The organism is Micromonospora sp. C95 (assembly GCF_018070465.1).
In the GTDB taxonomy this organism is placed as follows: domain Bacteria; phylum Actinomycetota; class Actinomycetes; order Mycobacteriales; family Micromonosporaceae; genus Micromonospora.
This window is the reverse complement of sequence record NZ_JAGPXT010000002.1, coordinates 133999-149569: the sequence shown is the minus strand read 5'-3', so window position 1 is coordinate 149569 and position 15571 is coordinate 133999. Positions and strand designations below refer to the sequence as shown.

General features: G+C 70.5%; 15 protein-coding genes and 1 pseudogene. 10 read left to right on the top strand and 6 right to left on the bottom strand.

Annotated features, from left to right (window positions below; translation table 11 throughout):
- Nucleotides 1–147: 147 nt before the first annotated feature.
- From KBX00_RS03295 to KBX00_RS03265, 6 genes and pseudogenes are all read left to right on the top strand, one after another.
- Nucleotides 148–417: a hypothetical protein gene (locus KBX00_RS03295; protein ID WP_210823114.1), complete on the top strand. Its 270-nt coding sequence runs from the start codon at nucleotides 148–150 to the stop codon at nucleotides 415–417.
- Between the two features lie 214 nt (nucleotides 418–631).
- Nucleotides 632–1828, top strand: a complete 1197-nt coding sequence (locus tag KBX00_RS03290) for a helix-turn-helix transcriptional regulator (protein ID WP_210823112.1) — start codon at nucleotides 632–634, stop codon at nucleotides 1826–1828.
- A 305-nt stretch (nucleotides 1829–2133) separates the two neighbouring features.
- Nucleotides 2134–2493, top strand: a pseudogene (locus KBX00_RS29595) (hypothetical protein); the annotation flags it as partial.
- Entirely contained in the window at nucleotides 2490–2786 is a 297-nt protein-coding gene (locus KBX00_RS03275; protein WP_210823107.1) for a hypothetical protein, read from the top strand. The pseudogene KBX00_RS29595 and the gene KBX00_RS03275, both read left to right, overlap by 4 nt.
- 318 nt (nucleotides 2787–3104) lie before the next feature.
- Entirely contained in the window at nucleotides 3105–4604 is a 1500-nt protein-coding gene (locus KBX00_RS03270) for a SulP family inorganic anion transporter (RefSeq protein WP_210823106.1), read from the top strand.
- Nucleotides 4604–5065, top strand: coding sequence for a MerR family transcriptional regulator (locus tag KBX00_RS03265; RefSeq protein ID WP_210823104.1), 462 nt, complete (start codon nucleotides 4604–4606; stop codon nucleotides 5063–5065). Before KBX00_RS03270 ends, KBX00_RS03265 begins: the two co-directional genes overlap by 1 nt.
- 126 nt (nucleotides 5066–5191) lie before the next feature.
- Here KBX00_RS03265 and KBX00_RS03260 read toward each other — a convergent pair whose 3' ends face one another.
- On the bottom strand, nucleotides 5192–5881 hold the full coding sequence (locus tag KBX00_RS03260; RefSeq protein ID WP_307867995.1) for a DUF2306 domain-containing protein: 690 nt from the start codon (nucleotides 5879–5881) through the stop codon (nucleotides 5192–5194).
- 240 nt (nucleotides 5882–6121) lie between these two features.
- Here KBX00_RS03260 and KBX00_RS03255 point away from each other — a divergent pair, with 240 nt between their 5' ends.
- Both KBX00_RS03255 and KBX00_RS03250 read left to right on the top strand, forming a co-directional pair.
- A complete protein-coding gene (locus tag KBX00_RS03255) occupies nucleotides 6122–6790 on the top strand; it encodes a response regulator (protein ID WP_210823100.1) in 669 nt (222 codons plus the stop codon).
- 165 nt (nucleotides 6791–6955) lie between these two features.
- Entirely contained in the window at nucleotides 6956–7588 is a 633-nt protein-coding gene (locus KBX00_RS03250; protein WP_210823098.1) for an HNH endonuclease family protein, read from the top strand.
- Between the two features lie 149 nt (nucleotides 7589–7737).
- Here KBX00_RS03250 and KBX00_RS03245 read toward each other — a convergent pair whose 3' ends face one another.
- Together KBX00_RS03245 and KBX00_RS03240 are read right to left on the bottom strand one after the other, a co-directional pair.
- Complete coding sequence (locus KBX00_RS03245; RefSeq protein ID WP_210823096.1) at nucleotides 7738–8976, bottom strand: RNA polymerase sigma factor; 1239 nt, start codon at nucleotides 8974–8976, stop codon at nucleotides 7738–7740.
- On the bottom strand, nucleotides 8976–9365 hold the full coding sequence (locus KBX00_RS03240; RefSeq protein ID WP_301547258.1) for a YciI family protein: 390 nt from the start codon (nucleotides 9363–9365) through the stop codon (nucleotides 8976–8978). Before KBX00_RS03240 ends, KBX00_RS03245 begins: the two co-directional genes overlap by 1 nt.
- Here KBX00_RS03240 and KBX00_RS03235 point away from each other — a divergent pair.
- Nucleotides 9315–10406 (top strand): neutral zinc metallopeptidase, encoded by a 1092-nt coding sequence (locus KBX00_RS03235; protein WP_301547257.1) that lies wholly within the window; start codon nucleotides 9315–9317, stop codon nucleotides 10404–10406. The two genes, KBX00_RS03240 and KBX00_RS03235, sit on opposite strands and share 51 nt — an antisense overlap.
- 101 nt (nucleotides 10407–10507) lie before the next feature.
- Nucleotides 10508–11155: an HAD family phosphatase gene (locus KBX00_RS03230; RefSeq protein ID WP_210823589.1), complete on the top strand. Its 648-nt coding sequence runs from the start codon at nucleotides 10508–10510 to the stop codon at nucleotides 11153–11155.
- Between the two features lie 91 nt (nucleotides 11156–11246).
- On the opposite strand, the gene KBX00_RS03225 is transcribed toward KBX00_RS03230, so the two are convergent.
- The 3 genes from KBX00_RS03225 to KBX00_RS03215 form a co-directional block, all read right to left on the bottom strand.
- Nucleotides 11247–13796 (bottom strand): ABC transporter permease, encoded by a 2550-nt coding sequence (locus KBX00_RS03225; protein ID WP_210823092.1) that lies wholly within the window; start codon nucleotides 13794–13796, stop codon nucleotides 11247–11249.
- Nucleotides 13796–14563: an ABC transporter ATP-binding protein gene (locus tag KBX00_RS03220; RefSeq protein ID WP_210823090.1), complete on the bottom strand. Its 768-nt coding sequence runs from the start codon at nucleotides 14561–14563 to the stop codon at nucleotides 13796–13798. The genes KBX00_RS03225 and KBX00_RS03220 overlap by 1 nt, the downstream gene beginning before the upstream one ends.
- Nucleotides 14564–14845: 282 nt before the next feature.
- A complete protein-coding gene (locus tag KBX00_RS03215; RefSeq protein WP_210823088.1) occupies nucleotides 14846–15532 on the bottom strand; it encodes a response regulator transcription factor in 687 nt (228 codons plus the stop codon).
- Between the last annotated feature and the right edge of the window lie 39 nt (nucleotides 15533–15571).

Below are 15571 nucleotides of genomic sequence, written 5' to 3'. Positions count from 1 at the left end.
GCACCAGACAGCGTGACACGTCGGCAACCAGCGACGAACGACGTGAGCCCGGGAGCAGGCGTGGCCAGCGCGCCGACCAGGTCGCCGCAGGTTACGGGAGGGCGGCCTATGTTCCGCTGCAACGTCTGGACGCCGTAGCATGCGCGCGTGTCAGATGACCCGGTCTTTACGGCAGTGCTCGACAGCTTGCTTGAGTGCCTGGCCTTCTTCGAGCTGTGCGACGATGAGACACTCCACCCGGACATTGCCGTGCAGCAGCTCAACGATGCAGCTGCCCGGCTGAGTGGGCTAGAGCCTGCTGATCGGGCACGTCTAGCCGCCGCCATCGCAGCCAGAGCGGAGAACTTCCAACCGCCCTACCGCCAGTTCGTCGGAGATGCGCCGGAGGCGTTCGGTCTCTTGGACGAGGACGATTGACCGGGACCGCAGTCTGAGCTGCCGACAGCCACCGGCCGGGACGAGCGCAGCCGCCAGGTACCAGACACGGACAGGCGCCCTAGGCTCCGGACCGGACGGATCCAGCCGGACGGAGCGCGCCGAACTTACAGGCGAGGGGCCCTCGATGCGGGGTACGGTCGATGGGGTGGCGGCTGGGCGGGTTCGCCTGGCCTGTTGAGCTTGGAGCGGCGTTATGGCCTCGTCCGTCGATCCGCGCTTCGGTGTAGCGCTGCGTGAGTTTCGGGAGCGGCGTGGTCTGTCGCTTCGATCTCTGGGGCAGCTCGCGCATCGGAGTAAGAGTCATCTGCACGAGTTGGAGACAGGGCTGAAGGCTCCGACAGCGGACACGGCGCGCCACCTGGACCAGATTCTCGACGCGGGAGGCGTGCTTGCTGGCCTGGTGGATACGCCGGTCGACCACGCCGCCGAGGCCGGCGAGCTGCTTGCGAGAGTCGCTGCCAGTGACGTGAGTAGAGACGTGCTCGACCGGATCGAGCAGGGCGTTGACGACCTTGCCAGTTCCTATCCGACGTTGGCTCCGGTGGATCTTCTGCCGTTGGTGCGGCGGCATCTCGCCTATGTGGGGCGGCTGCTGGATGGACGGGTCACGCTTGCCCAACGGCGTCGGTTGTTGGTTGCCGGTGGCTGGCTGGCGGTGCTGCGGGCGACCGTCCACATCGACCTGCGGCAGCGGACTGCTGCGGCTGCCCATCTGCGAGCTGCGCGTGATCTTGCCGAGCATGCGGAGCATGCGGAGATTCAGGCATGGTGTCTGGAGACCCGGGCCTGGGATGTATTGACTCAAGGCGACTACCGGACCGCACTCGATCTTTCCGATCAAGCCCAGCGGGTCGCTCCGAAGGGTAGCTCCGCCCGCATCCAGGCGACTGCCCAGGAGGCCCGTGCGTGGGCGCGGATCGGGGATGTCGGTGCGACCCGGCGCGCGTTGGACCGGGTTGAGCGGCTGACGGCGAATCTGCCTGTTCCCGAGCGGGCCGAGCACCACTATCGCTACGACCCGGCGAAGGCTGCCGCGTATACGGCCACGACGTTGGCGTGGGCGGGTGACCCTGGTGCCGAGCAGGTGGCGAGGGCGGTGTTGGCGGATCTGGATCCGCACGGTGATGGGGGAGCGCGGCCCCGCCGGTCTGCGTCGGCGCGTCTTGACCTTGGTCTTGCGTTGGTCGCTGCCGGCCAGCCGGATGAGGCGGTGGCCCTGGGGGCGCAGGCGGTGGCGTCCGGGCGGGTGGTGCCGTCGAACTGGTGGCGGGCTGCGGAGTTGCTGACGAAGGTGGAGCAGACGGGCGCACCAGAGGCCGCAACATTGCGTGACCTGTGCATCGAGTACGCCCCGGAACGACGACCACCAGCGGACGGCACACCTGGTTAGCGGACAGTCACCTTCTGGATCGACAACGCGCACGGCGTGACGCTTGACCTCTACATCGGGCGCGGATCGAGGCACATCAGCAGATGGCCCTCCGTGTCCTCAGGAGGGAGGGCTGGACAGGTGGCGGTGGCTATTGGACTCCTGCGGCGAATAGTCAGCCGGTACTTCTCGTCGCCGCCGGCGGTGTCGGGGTTCGGTCAGCGCTTCCAGACGATGGAGCAGGACGCCGCCCGGCGGCGGCTGTTGGACCAGGCGCGAGGCGTACAACAGCACCCGGCGGGCAAGGATGCGTCGATGTCGCGGGAGCGGCGCGTCTCGTACGACGAGTACCTGTCGGCTACCGCGTTGACGCTCGCCCGGCGGCATCGGCCGGTGTGGTCGTGGCAACTGTGGCGGCGTGTCTGCCGGTGTGGGGCCGACCTGCCGTGCCGGGCTCGGCACCGAATCCCGATCAACCGGGGCCACTGGCCCCAGGAGGGCGAGCAGTGACCGGCGGCCCGGAGCGGACGATCCTCGCCGTGCATGTCCGAGGGCTAGACGGCATGTGCGTCGGCTGCCGGGCGTGGTGGTCGCGGCTGTTGCCGTACCCGTGCTGGCAGGTGGAGTGGGCGACGAGTCGGCAGGCCCGCGCGAGCGTCGCCCGGTTCCTGGAGGGTGTGCGGTGACCACCCACGGCCCGGTGCTGCCGATCTGGAACTGCGGCGGCTGCGACCTGCCGTGGCCGTGCCCGACGCGGCGGCGGGAGCTGCGTGCGGAGTACGCGGATGCGCCGGTGTCGCTGGCTCTCTATCTCGGTGGCTATCTCGTCCAGGCAGCCGAGGACATGCCGTGGGCGCCGGCTGGCGCGCTGCACCGCCGTTTCATCGGCTGGACCAGGCAGCCGGCGGAAGTACCGCAGCGGAGTACAGCAACCGTGCCGGCCGAACGAGGCCGGAACGGGCGTCACCAGTCCGGATGACCTCGTATCGAGCCCGATCCAGCCGGTCTGCCGAGAGTTCACACCCGGCGGTGAGGGCCTTCGCCACACCATCGTGATGATCATCACCGTGGGGTGAAACCTACCCTCCCCGGAGGGTAGGTTCGGTGCTGGTCGTCGAGGTGCGGCTACGGCCCCTCGCGGTCTCCTCCTGAGCAGTCTTGTCCCGGGCGACGATGCCCGGAAACGGTCCGGAAACGTCCGACCGGTACTGGTATGTGCAGATCACGTCGTTCCCGGCCCGGGGGAGCGGCATCGGGTGTGCGCTCGGCGCGTACACCCCTGAGTGGAAACGGCTGTATGTCTTCGATGTTGTCCGCGGTCGCCCGGCCGCGTCTGTCCCGCCCGTCGTGGTTGTCGCCGAAGGTGTTCCGGACCGAGGTCCTCGCCGGGCTGGTGGTGGCCCTGGCGTTGATCCCGGAGGCGATCAGCTTCTCGATCCTGGCCGGGGTGGATCCGCGGGTCGGGCTGTTCGCCTCGTTCACGATGGCCGTGGTCATCTCGATCTGCGGCGGCCGGCCGGCGATGATCAGCGCGGCGACCGGCGCGATCGCCCTGGTGGTCGCGCCTCTCGCGAAGGAGCACGGGCTCGACTACCTGATCGCGGCGGTGATCCTGGGCGGGCTGATCCAGGTGCTGCTGGCCGTCCTCGGGGTGGCGCGGCTGATGCGGTTCATCCCACGCAGCGTGATGGTCGGTTTCGTCAACGCCCTGGCCATCCTGATCTTCGCCGCGCAGGTGCCGTATCTGCTCGGGGTGCCGTGGCTGGTCTACCCGCTCGTCGCCCTCGCCCTGGTGATCATGGTCGGGCTGCCCCGCCTCACCCGGGCCGTTCCCGCACCGCTGGTCGCCATCGTCGTGCTCACCGTGATCACGGTGGCCGCCGCGGTGACCGTGCCGACCGTCGGTGACCAGGGCGAACTACCCAACAGCCTGCCCACCCTCGGTCTGCCGCAGATCCCCTGGACCATGGACACCCTGGCACTGATCGCCCCCTACGCGGTGGGGATCGCGCTGGTCGGGTTGATGGAGTCGTTGATGACCGCGAAGCTGGTCGACGACATCACCGACACCCACTCCAACAAGACCCGCGAGTCCTGGGGGCAGGGGGTGGCGAACATCGTCACCGGCTTCTTCGGCGGCATGGGCGGCTGCGCCATGATCGGCCAGACGATGATCAACGTGAAGGCGTCCGGCGCCCGGACCCGCCTGTCGACCTTCCTGGCCGGCGCCTTCCTGCTCATCCTGGTCGTGGCGCTCGGCGACGTGGTCGCCACCATCCCGATGGCCGCCCTCGTCGCCGTCATGATCATCGTCGCGGTCTCCACCTTCGACTGGCACTCCGTCGCCCCCGCCACGCTCAAGCGCATGCCGCTGGGCGAGACCCTGGTCATGGTCACCACCGTCGCCACCACCCTGGCCACCCACAACCTCGCCATCGGCGTCGTCGCCGGGGTGCTCACCGCCATGGTCGTCTTCGCCCGCCGGGTCGCCCATCTCGTCGAGGTCACCAGCGTGCTCGACCCCGACGGCGGCACCCGCATCTACTCCGTGCACGGCGAACTCTTCTTCGCCTCCAGCAACGACCTGGTCTACCAGTTCGACTACGCCGGTGACCCGGACAAGGTGATCATCGACATGAGCCGTGCCCACGTGTGGGACGCCTCATCGGTCGCCGCCCTCGACGCCGTCACCACCAAGTACGCGGCACGGGGCAAGACCGTCGAGATCGTCGAACTGAACAAGCCCAGCGCCGCCATCCACGGCACCCTCGCCGGCACCCTCGGCGCGGGTCACTGATGCCTCGTACCGACCGCGACGCCGGGCCGCGACCCGTCAGCGGCTCGGCGGCGGGCCGTCTCATGCAGATCGGCGAGGCCGCCGAGCGGGTCGGCCTGAGCATCCGCACCATCCGGCATTACGAACAGGTCGGGCTGATCGTCCCGTCGGCGCGCACCGACGGCGGCTTCCGCCTCTACACCGAACCCGACCTGGACCGCCTCGCGGTGGTCAAACGGATGAAGCCTCTCGGGTTCACCCTCGACGAGATGCGCGACCTGCTCGGCCTCCTCGACGCGCTGCCCGCCGCCGTCGGTGCGGAACGTGCCGCCCTGCTCGACCGGCTCGCCATGTTCCACACCCTCGCCACCACCCGGGTCGACGCGCTCCGCGAGCAACTGGCCACGGCCGAGGGGTTCGCCGACACCCTGCGGCAGCGGATCGACGAGCACGCTCGCCGGGACCGACGGTCGCCACGCTGACCTCCCTGACCCGGGCTCTCGCCAACGAGGCTAGGCCGCTGACCGGCGAGGACCGCCGGGTCGTTGCCGCGCTCGCCCGTGACGAGGCGGCGTACCTGCCGCGGCTGCTCCGCCCGTCCGGAGATCTCACACCGGAATCGCCTTGTCCTGTGGCGCGCGGCGTCCCCGGACCGCCGGACGCTTTCCGACGGTGCCGCCGGCCCGTCGGATGATCCATTCCGCCAGCGCCACGTTGATCAGCCAGGCGGCGGTCATCGTCCCGGTCCGGCCCGAGGTCGTGAGCGGACCCACGGCGGCGAGCCAGGCCATCTGGGTGAAGAACTGGGTACCCGCACCCATCCCGATGGCGTAGCCGCGGATCATCCAGGCCCGGTGCCGGGTGAAGTCGCGGCGTCGAACCGCCACGAAGCCGAGCACGATCGACGCGGCCATCGCGACGCTGACCACCACCCGGACGGCGACCAACACGTCACTGTCGAGCGGCCCCCGTGGCAGGAACAGCGTCAGCCACAGGCCGCTCAGCGCGGTGAGCAGCCCACAGGGAACCAGAACCCGGCCGGCCACCCGGTGCCAGCGCCGGTGCAGGCGACGGAACCGTGGCGCGAACTGGAAGGCGCCGAGGACGCTGAACACGGTGACCGCGACGATGTGGGCGATCACGGGCAGCGGGGCCGAGGTGATCCGGTCACTGTCGGGCAGCACCTGGGCGCCGCCGGCGAACTCGGCCAGCCGGAAGCCCCCGGCGATCACCGGCACGGCGCTGAGCACCAGCAGACCGGTCGGGATGAGCCAGGTCGACCTGGCGGAAGACGGCACAGCGGTGAGTCCCTTCTCGCGGCGACCAGTACCCCAGACGTCCGCGCTCCGGGCCCGCCCGACCTCGGACGGACGCCGGCTGCGGTTCAGCGGAGAAGGGATCCGGCCGCATTCTCTGAGGTCGATCCTGACGATGTGGCGAGCGATACTCATCGCCGTGCGGGCCGGTGTCGTCTCGGCCGATGGACGGGGAAGCCGGCCGTACTTTGGGCCGGGTCGCCGGCCGTGTTCAATCGTGGGGTGGCCATCCGCGTGATCGTCGCCGACGACCAGGAGATCGTCCGTACCGGACTGACGATGATCCTCGACGCCCAGCCGGACATCGAGGTGGTGGGCGAGGCGGGCGACGGTAACCGAGCCGTCGAACTCGCCCGGCGGTTACGTCCGGACGTGTGCCTGTTCGACATCCGGATGCCCGGTGTGGACGGCATCGAGGCCACCCGGCGCCTCGCCGGGCCGGCCGTGGCCGACCCCTTGGCGGTGGTCGTGATCACCACGTTCGACCTCGACGAGTACGTCTACGCCGCGCTCCGCGCGGGAGCGCGTGGTTTCCTGCTCAAGGACGCCGGCACGGCCCTGCTCACCCAGGCCGTGCGGGCCGCCGCCGCCGGTGACGCGCTCATCGCGCCGAACATCGCCACGCGGCTGCTCCGGGCCTTCGCCGACGCTGGTCCGGCCGCGCCGCCAGCACAGCCGGTCGACGCGCTCACGCTGCGGGAGGAGGAGGTGCTGCTCGCCGTGGCGCGGGGTCGCACCAACACCGAGATCGCCGAGGAACTGCACATCAGCCTCAGCACCGTGAAGACCCACATCGCCAGCCTGATGGTCAAGCTCGGCGTCCGTAACCGGGTGGAGATCGCGATGTGGGCGTACCAGACCGACCGGGTCCGTCCGGGCCGCTCGGCGTAGCGTCGCGCCAGAACGTCGGGGCTGGTCTTCACGTGGCGTTCACAGCGCTTGTGGCGCGATGACATTTATTGATCGAGATGTTTGCGAGAATCCTGATGTCGCCTGCCGCGCCCCCAAGTCGGGTTCCCCCACCCGCCGCCGCAGGAGACAGTCAGGAGTCGCCCCGTGGCTCACCTACGCAAGGTCGCCGTCGTCTCGGTGATCGCCGTCGTCCTGTCGGTCGTACTCGTGCCGTCGGCCGCCCATGCCACTCCGCCCAACATCCCCTCGTACAGCACGGCGGTCAGCCGGCTCAACTCGCTCACCGTCGCATCCGAGTCCCACCAGTCCAGCTACAGCCGTGACCTGTTCCCGCACTGGATCACGATCACCGGAGCCTGCAACACCCGGGAGCAGGTGCTCAAGCGGGACGGCAGCAACGTGGTGGTGAACTCCAGCTGCTATCCGACGTCCGGGTCCTGGTACAGCCCGTACGACGGCGTGACCCGCACCAACCCCGCCGACATCTCCATCGACCACGTGGTGCCGCTGGCCGAGGCGTGGCGTTCGGGCGCCTGGGCCTGGACCACCTCGCGGCGTCAGACCTACGCCAACGACCTGGGTGGGCCGGAACTGTGGGCGGTCACCGGCACCGTCAACTCGTCGAAGGGTGACAAGGATCCGGCCGCCTGGAAGCCGCCGCGGGCGGCCTTCCACTGCACCTACGCCCGGGCGTGGATCCAGGTGAAGTGGTACTACGGCCTCACCGTGAACAGCGCGGAGAAGTCGGCTTTGAACACCATGCTCAACACCTGCTGAGGCGGCACCGGTGAACGGGGGCGTGACGTCGCTGACGTCACGCCCCCGTTGCTGACCGCCGTACGTGGTCGGGTCCGACCGATCTCTGGGCGGGCAACCGGCCCTGACCGCACCACCACACCATCTTCAGCTGACTGCCTCACATTCGTTCAGCCGTCGGTGAGGCGGTCGGCGCGAGCGTTGAGGTAACGCTGCTGCGCCAGGTTCGTGGCCTGCGCGGCGGCCGTCCGATACTCGGCGCGGGCCGCCGCCAGGTCGCCGCGGCGCTCCAGCAGATGCGCACGTACGGCGGGCAGCCTCGCGTCCCGGGCCAGCCGACCGTCGGCGGCCACCTTCTCGACAAGCGCCAGCCCCGCGTCGGGACCGTCAGTCATCGCCACCGCGACCGCACGGTTCAGCGCGACCAGGGGACTGGCGTCCATCGCCGTCAGCACCTCGTACAGCATCGCGATCTGCGGCCAGTCCGTCTGGTCCGGGCCGGGTGCCTCGTCGTGCAGGGCGGCGATGGCGGCCTGGACCTGGTACGGCCCGGGACGCCCCCGGCGCAGCGCCTCGACCACCAGCGCCGTGCCCTCGGCAATCTGATCGGCACGCCAGCGGGAACGGTCCTGTTCGGCCATCGGCACCAGTTCGCCGTGCGCGTCGGTGCGCGCCGGTGCGCGGGCGTCGGTGAGCAGCAGCAGCGCCAGCAGACCGGTCACCTCGGCGGCGTCGGGCATTGTCCGACGCAGCAGCCAGGTCAGCCGGATCGCCTCGGCGCACAGGTCGGCGCGGAGCAGCCCGGGTCCGGACGTGCTCGCGTACCCCTCGTTGAAGACCAGGTAGAGCACCCGGAGCACGACCGTGAGGCGCGTCGGGAGTTCGGCCGGGTCGGGCATCGCGAAGCGCAGGCCGCTGTCGCGGATGCGCTGCTTGCCCCGGCTGATACGCCGGGTCATGGTCTGCTCCGGCACCAGGAACGCCCGCGCCACCTCGGCCGTGCTCAACCCGCCGACCGCCCGGAGGGTCAACGCGATCTGAGTGGCCGGGGACAGCGACGGGTGGCAGCACAGGAACAGCAGGATCAGGGTGTCGTCGGAGTCCGCGATCCGGCCACCCGACGGTGGTAGCCGCCATTCGGCCACCACGCGCCGGCCGACGACGTCCTCCCGCTGCCGTCGCGCCTGCTCGGCCCGGAGCAGGTCGGTGAGCCGCCGCGATGCCACCGTGATCAGCCAGCCCCGAGGGTTCGCTGGTACGCCGTCGCGGGGCCAGCCGGTGGCCGCCGCGATCAGCGCCTCCTGGGTGGCGTCCTCGGCGGTGTCGAAGTGCCCGTAGCGGCGTACGAGCGCGCCGAGGACCTGCGGCGCCAGCCGGCGCAGCAGATCCTCGACGGCCGGATCACCCATCAGACGAGGTCGTCGATACCCTCGGCGATCGGACGGATGTCGACGTACTCACCGGGGTTGTCCGGGTTGACAAGCATCGCGGCGATCTCGGCTGCCCGGTCGAAGCTGGCGCACTCGACCACCGTGTACCCGGCGAGAACCTCCTGCGTCTCCGGGTACGGCCCGTCGGTGACCATCGTCGCGCCGTCGCGCACCTGGACCCGACGGGCGTGCACCGGCGCGGTGAGCCCCTGGGCGTCCACCAGTTCACCGGCGTCGGCGAGGTCCTGGTGCACCTTGCCCATGTGCGCGTGCATCGCGGCCACCTGCTCGGCCGACATCGCCGGCCGGTCGGAGCCATGCCCGGCCATCGCGTCGTAGTCCCGCTGCGAGCCGTACAGCATGATCATGTATTTCACGGTGTCTCCCTCTCCCACCCGCCACCATCGCGTGTCGGTTCACCGGGTACGTCGGAGCCGGACGTCGGTTCCGGACACGGACCTCCGCACCCTAGGCCGTCTTTCTCCGACCGGCCGAGCGGGCGGACGAAATACGCGCAACTGAGAGCGACCGGCAATAGCGCCGCAGCTCCGCCAGTCCTATCGCCGGTCGCTCTGAACCGGACGGGGCGGTGCGGCGTACCTGACGGCAACGGGCGTGACGGTCGTACCGTCGGGGTACAGCACCGGCGGCGTGGAGGCGGGAGGAGCGCGGTGGCGGCAGGTGGGCGAGGGCTACGCCGGGGCAGACTCGCCGGCCTGGCGGTGGCGCTGGTGGCGGCGGCCGCCTGCATGGTGGAGCCGGTGGGCGGGCCGGCGGACCCGAGCGGGCAGCGGGAACCGGCCGAACCGACGGCGGAGGTGACCCGCGCCGACGGCACCGACACGGTAGAGGAGTTCCGGCAGGACGCGGCCGACGCGCAGCGGCTCGCCGAGCTGTACTGGGCCGACCAGTTCGAGGCGTCGGAGCAGTCCTTCCGGCCGATCCGGCAGGTCATCCCGTACCAGCGTGACGGTGAGGTTTCCTGCGGCGGGCAGGAGGTGCCCCGCAACAACGCGGTCTACTGCACCATCGACGACTACATCGCGTACGACATCAACTGGTCGTTCGGCGCCTTCCGGCAGATCGGCGACGCGTTCGTGTTCTACCTGCTCGGCCACGAGTACGCGCACGGCATCCAGACCCGGCTGGGCATCCGGTACAACTTCACCATCCAGCAGGAACTACAGGCCGACTGCATGGCCGGGGCGTTCCTCGGCGACTCGGTACGGGCCGGCCGGCTCACCCTGGAGGAGGGTGACCTCGACGAGTTCAACGACGGCTTGCTGGCCGTCGGCGACGACTCGGGTCAGCCGTGGTTCGCCGAGGGCTCCCACGGCACCCCTGAGCAGCGGACCGAGGCGTTCTTCCGTGGCTACGAACGGTCCCTGACCGCCTGCGACCTCGGTTGAGAAAGGTCACTGCGGCGGGCGCCGGACCACCCTCGGCTGACAGGATTCACCGGTTACCCGAGCCCGAGGAGGATCCGGTGAGCAGCATCCATCCGGCCGCCGTGCTCTTCGACATGGACGGCACCCTGGTCGACAGCGAGCGGTTGTGGGACGTCGCCCTGGCCGAACTGGCGCAGCAGTACGGCGGCACGCTGTCCGCCGACGCCCGGCGGGCGATCGTCGGCACGGGCATGGCCGACTCGATGCGGATCCTGCACGACGACCTGGGGCAGCCGCACCGGGATCCGCAGACCAGCGCGGAATGGATCAACACGCGGATCCTGGAGCTGTTCCGTACCGGCCTGCGGTGGCGGCCGGGGGCACTGGCGCTGCTCGGCGCGGTCCGGCGGGCGCGGATCCCGACGGCGCTGGTCACCTCCAGCGGGCGGGCCCTGGTCGAGATCGCCCTGGACACCCTCGGCCGGGACAGCTTCGACGTGGTGGTCTGCGGCGACGAGGTCGACTCGACCAAGCCGCATCCGGAGCCGTACCTGACGGCCGCCCGGCTGCTCGGGGTGCCCATCGACAGGTGCGTGGCGATCGAGGACTCGGCGACCGGGGTGGCCAGCGCGGTCGCCGCCGGGGCGGCGGTACTGGCCGTGCCCGCCGAGGTGCCGCTGGCACCGGCCGACGGCGTACACCAGCTCGAGAGCCTGCTGCTGGCGGACCTGGAACTGCTGGCGGGGCTGCTGCGTCGAGCCTCCGCCTGACACCGCCCACCGCCCGGCTGGTCTGCCGGGCGCGCAGCGCGAAGGGCCCCTGTCACCGGATCCGGTGACAGGGGCCCTTCGGGTCGGCGGCTCAGTCGTGCGCGATGGCGCCCAGCACGTTGATCCGGGCGGCCCGGATCGCCGGCAGCGCCGCCGCGATCACGCCGATGATCGCGGCCAGCCCGAGGAAGACACCCATCTGGCCCCACGGCAGCACCAGCCTGGTGATTCCCTCGTCGCGCAGGGCCTCCACCACCGCGGCACCCAGGCCGGCGCCGACCACCACGCCGAGCAGCGCGCCGAACACCGAGATCACCACCGCCTCGACGGTGATCATCCCCATGGTCTGCGACCGGCGCAGGCCGATGGCACGCAGCAGACCCAGCTCCCGGGTCCGCTCCAGCACCGACAGGGCGAGGGTGTTGACGATGCCGAGCACCGCGATCACGATGGCCAGCGCCAGCAGGATCTGGATCATCTGCAGCAGCCCGTCGAGCTGCCCGGCCTGCTGTTCGATGAACGCGTCGCGGTCGGCCACCGAGACCTCCGGACTGTCCGTCAGCAGCGCCTCCACCCGGGGCAGCACGTCGGCCGCCCGGACCCCCGACTCCAGCTGGATGTAACCCTGGATGGGCTGCGGGATGGCGAAGTCACGCGCCGCCTCGGCGGGCAACGTCACGCCGCCGAACAGCGGGGTGCTCTGGTAGATGCCGGTGACCGTGTAGCTGCGTTCGTCGCCCCGGGCCAGCTGCACCGGCACGGTGGAGCCGACCGACAGACCCCGTGACTCCGCCGCGTCCGAGCTGATCAACATCTGGCCCGGCCCGAGCCGCCCGATGTCCCCGGCGGTGGCGGTGAGGCCGAACATCTCCACCAGCGCGCTCGGTTCGCTGCTGGCACCGACCCAGGTACGCTCGCCGCCGACAAGCGCCATGTCGCCGTACTCGCCGTCGACGAGGCGGACCCCGGGGATGGCCTTCGCCTCGTCCAGCACCGCCGGGTCGAACGTCGGCGGGCGCGGACCGGACTGTGCCCCGGCGATCACCAGCTCGGCGCTGATGCTGTCCTGTGCCAGCCCGCTGATGCTGCTCTTGGCCGAGTCCAGGATCACCGTGATGCCGGTGACCAGGGCGATGCCCACCATCAGCGCGGCTGCGGTGATCGCGGTGCGGCGCGGGTTGCGACCGGAGTTGAGCCGGCCCAGCTTGCCCGGCACCCAGCCGGAGAAGACCGTGCCCAGTGCCGCCACCACCGGACGACTGATCAGCGGCGTCAGCAGGGCCACCCCGATGAAGGTGAACAGCACGCCACCGAGGATGGTGGCCAGCGTGCTGTCACCGGCGTGCCCGCCCAGACCGAGGAAGAGCAGGGTGGCGCCGATCGCGGTGACCAGCGCACCGCCGACGGTCACCTTGGTCAACGGCCGATCCGGCGTCGCCACGTCCTGCATCGCCGCGATCGGTGGGATCCGCGCGGCTCGCAGTGCCGGCAGCAGCGCCGCCAACACGGTGATCACCAGGCCGACACCGAATGCGCCGATCACCGCCGACGCCGGTACCCCGACCCCAGCCAGGGCCAGCCCGCCGGCGAGGTTACCGAACAGGTACGCCAGCAGCGCGCCGATGCCGATGCCGGCGGCCAGGCCGAACACCGAGGCGATCAGCCCGACGGCGATCGCCTCCAGCACCACCGAACCGATGATCTGCTTGCCGCTGGCACCGACCGCCCGCAGCAACGCCAGTTCCCGGGTGCGCTGCGCCACGATGATCGAGAAGGTGTTGAGGATCAGGAACGTGCCGACCAGCAGGGCCACCGCGGCGAAGCCGAGCAGGATCCGGTTGAAGAAGGACAGCCCCTCCTTCAGGCCGGCGGCGGCGTCGGCGGAAAGCTGCTCACCGGTCTTGACCACGTAGCCGTCGCCGACCGCCGCGGCCACCGCGTCGCGCAGCTGCTCGTCGGAGACCCCGTCGGCGGCGGTGGCCACGACGTTGCTGAACACGTCGGACTCGCCGAGCATCAGCTGCTGCGCCACGGGAGTGGTGAACATGACCTCGTTGGCGCCGCCGAGGGAGTCCCGGTCACCGCTGTAACCGAAGATGCCGACGATCGTGAAATCCTTGCGCGGCTGGAGGGTGAGCACCCCCACCCGGTCACCGAGCGCCACCCGGCCGGCGTCCGCCAGCCCTTTGTTGATCACGATCTCGTCGTCGGCCTGCGGTGCCCGACCCTCCCGCAGCCGCACCAGGTCGCTCTCGCCGGTCCAGTTGCCGCCCAACTGCGGCGGCCCGAACGAGGTGACGACCTTGCCGTTGCTGCCGATCAACCGGGCCCCGTCGGCGGCGACCACACCCGTGGCCTCGGCCACCCCGTCCACCGCACGCACCGTCTCCACGGTGGAGGCCGGGAACGGGGTGGCGAGCTGCTCGCCCTCCAACTCGCCTAGCTCCAGCTTCGGCTTGGCGGCCACGTTCACGTCGACCTCGGCGTACGCGTCGGCGAACAGCGAGTCGAAGGAACGGCCCAGCGTGTCGGTGAGGACGAAGGCGCCGGAGACGAACATGACGCCGAGCACCACGGCCAGGCCGGACAGGATCAGCCGGACCTTGCGGGCCAGCAGACTCTTCACAGTTGCCCGGAACATCAGCCGGCCACCTCGGCGGGCGTGTCCAGCTTCTTCATCGTGTCCAGCACCGTGTCCGCGGTCGGCTCGATCAGCTCCGAGACGATCTGCCCGTCGGCGAGGAACACCACCCGGTCGGCGTACGCGGCGGCCGTCGGGTCGTGGGTCACCATCACGATGGTCTGCCCGTGCTGGCGTACCGAGTCGCGCAGGAAGTTCAGCACCTCCGCGCCGGAGCGCGAGTCGAGGTTGCCGGTCGGCTCGTCCGCGAAGATCACCTCGGGGCGGGCCACCAGGGCCCGGGCGCAGGCCACCCGCTGCTGCTGGCCGCCGGACAACTGCGCCGGCCGGTGACCCAACCGGTCCCGCAGGCCCACCGTGTCGATCACGACGTCGAACCAGGCCGGGTCCGGCTTCCGGCCGGCGATCGACAGCGGAAGCAGGATGTTCTCCTTGGCGGTCAACGTCGGCAGCAGGTTGAACTGCTGGAAGATGAAGCCGACCTTGTCGCGACGCAGCTTCGTCAGCCCCGCGTCACCGAGCCCGGTGACGGTGGTCTCGCCGATCGCCACCGTCCCCCGGGTCACCGAGTCCAACCCGGCCAGGCAGTGCATCAACGTCGACTTACCTGAGCCCGACGGGCCCATGATCGCCGTGAACCGTCCGCGCTCGAACTCCGCGCTGACCCCCCGCAGGGCGATGACCTGTGCCTCGCCGCTGCCGTACACCTTCCACACGTCGCTCGCCCGGGCTGCGGCCGATGCCGACTGGCCTGTGGTAGCGGTCACGTCACGTACCTCTCCGTCGCGTCAGCTCGCACCGCCCCCGCTGGACCGGTGCGAGTCAATCATCTGTGCTGCCCACCGCGGATCCGTCCGACTCCGGGCGGAGGCGGAGCGGATTTCCGGCTGCGGGTACCCCCCAACCGGAGTCAGGGTTTGTCCCCGACTCCGGCAGCTGTCGCTCATCTGCCGGCGGCGGTCACGGTCATCCTGGACGTTGCCGTCGCGTGAGGGTCAACCGATTTCCACCGCAGGCCGTCACGGTAGGTGACGGATGCAACGCCCGCGTTAACCCCCAGGTCGGACCAGACCCGACTCGTACGCCAGCACCACGGCCTGCACCCGGTCGCGCAACCCGAGCTTGGTCAACACGTGTCCGACGTGCGTCTTGATGGTGGTCTCGCTCACCGAAAGCGCCCGGGCGATCTCGGCGTTCGACAAGCCGCGGGCGACCTGCACGAGCACCTCCCGCTCCCGCTCGGTGAGCGCGCCCAACGCCTTCGGCGGCGTCGCGGACGGGTCCGGCAGTATGTCGGCGAACCGGTCCAGCAGCCGACGCAGGATCCGCGGTGCCACCACCGCGTCACCGGCGGCCACCGTGTGGATCGCGGTGACCAGGTCCTCGGCCGGCACGTCCTTGGCCAGGAAGCCGCTCGCCCCGGCCCGCAGCGCCCCGACCACGTACTCGTCCAGGTCGAAGGTGGTCAGGATGAGCACCCTTACCGGCAACCGGGCGTCCACGATCGCCCTGGTGGCGCTCACCCCGTCCATCCTCGGCATCCTGATGTCCATCAGCACCACGTCCGGCAGCAACCGACGGGACAGCTCCACCGCCTCCACCCCGTCGCCGGCCTCCGCGACGATGTCCAGGTCGGCCTCCGCGCCGAGGACCATCCGGAAGCCCGTACGCAGCAGCGGCTGGTCGTCGGCGAGCAGGATCCGCACCGGTCGGGCACGTCCCGTCGCATCGGCCATCTGGTCCTCCCTGTCTGCTGCACCGCTCACCAGGCCCGC

What these genes read in the sequence shown, in the direction of transcription:
- KBX00_RS03270 (WP_210823106.1), top strand. Translation starts at nt 3,105, where the DNA reads ATGTCTTCGATGTTGTCCGCGGTCGCCCGGCCGCGTCTGTCCCGCCCG.
- KBX00_RS03215 (WP_210823088.1), bottom strand. Translation starts at nt 15,532, where the DNA reads ATGGCCGATGCGACGGGACGTGCCCGACCGGTGCGGATCCTGCTCGCC.
- KBX00_RS03290 (WP_210823112.1), top strand. Translation starts at nt 632, where the DNA reads ATGGCCTCGTCCGTCGATCCGCGCTTCGGTGTAGCGCTGCGTGAGTTT.
- KBX00_RS03265 (WP_210823104.1), top strand. Translation starts at nt 4,604, where the DNA reads ATGCCTCGTACCGACCGCGACGCCGGGCCGCGACCCGTCAGCGGCTCG.
- KBX00_RS03245 (WP_210823096.1), bottom strand. Translation starts at nt 8,976, where the DNA reads ATGGGTGATCCGGCCGTCGAGGATCTGCTGCGCCGGCTGGCGCCGCAG.
- KBX00_RS03225 (WP_210823092.1), bottom strand. Translation starts at nt 13,796, where the DNA reads ATGTTCCGGGCAACTGTGAAGAGTCTGCTGGCCCGCAAGGTCCGGCTG.
- KBX00_RS03235 (WP_301547257.1), top strand. Translation starts at nt 9,315, where the DNA reads ATGCCCGGCCATCGCGTCGTAGTCCCGCTGCGAGCCGTACAGCATGAT.
- KBX00_RS03240 (WP_301547258.1), bottom strand. Translation starts at nt 9,365, where the DNA reads ATGATCATGCTGTACGGCTCGCAGCGGGACTACGACGCGATGGCCGGG.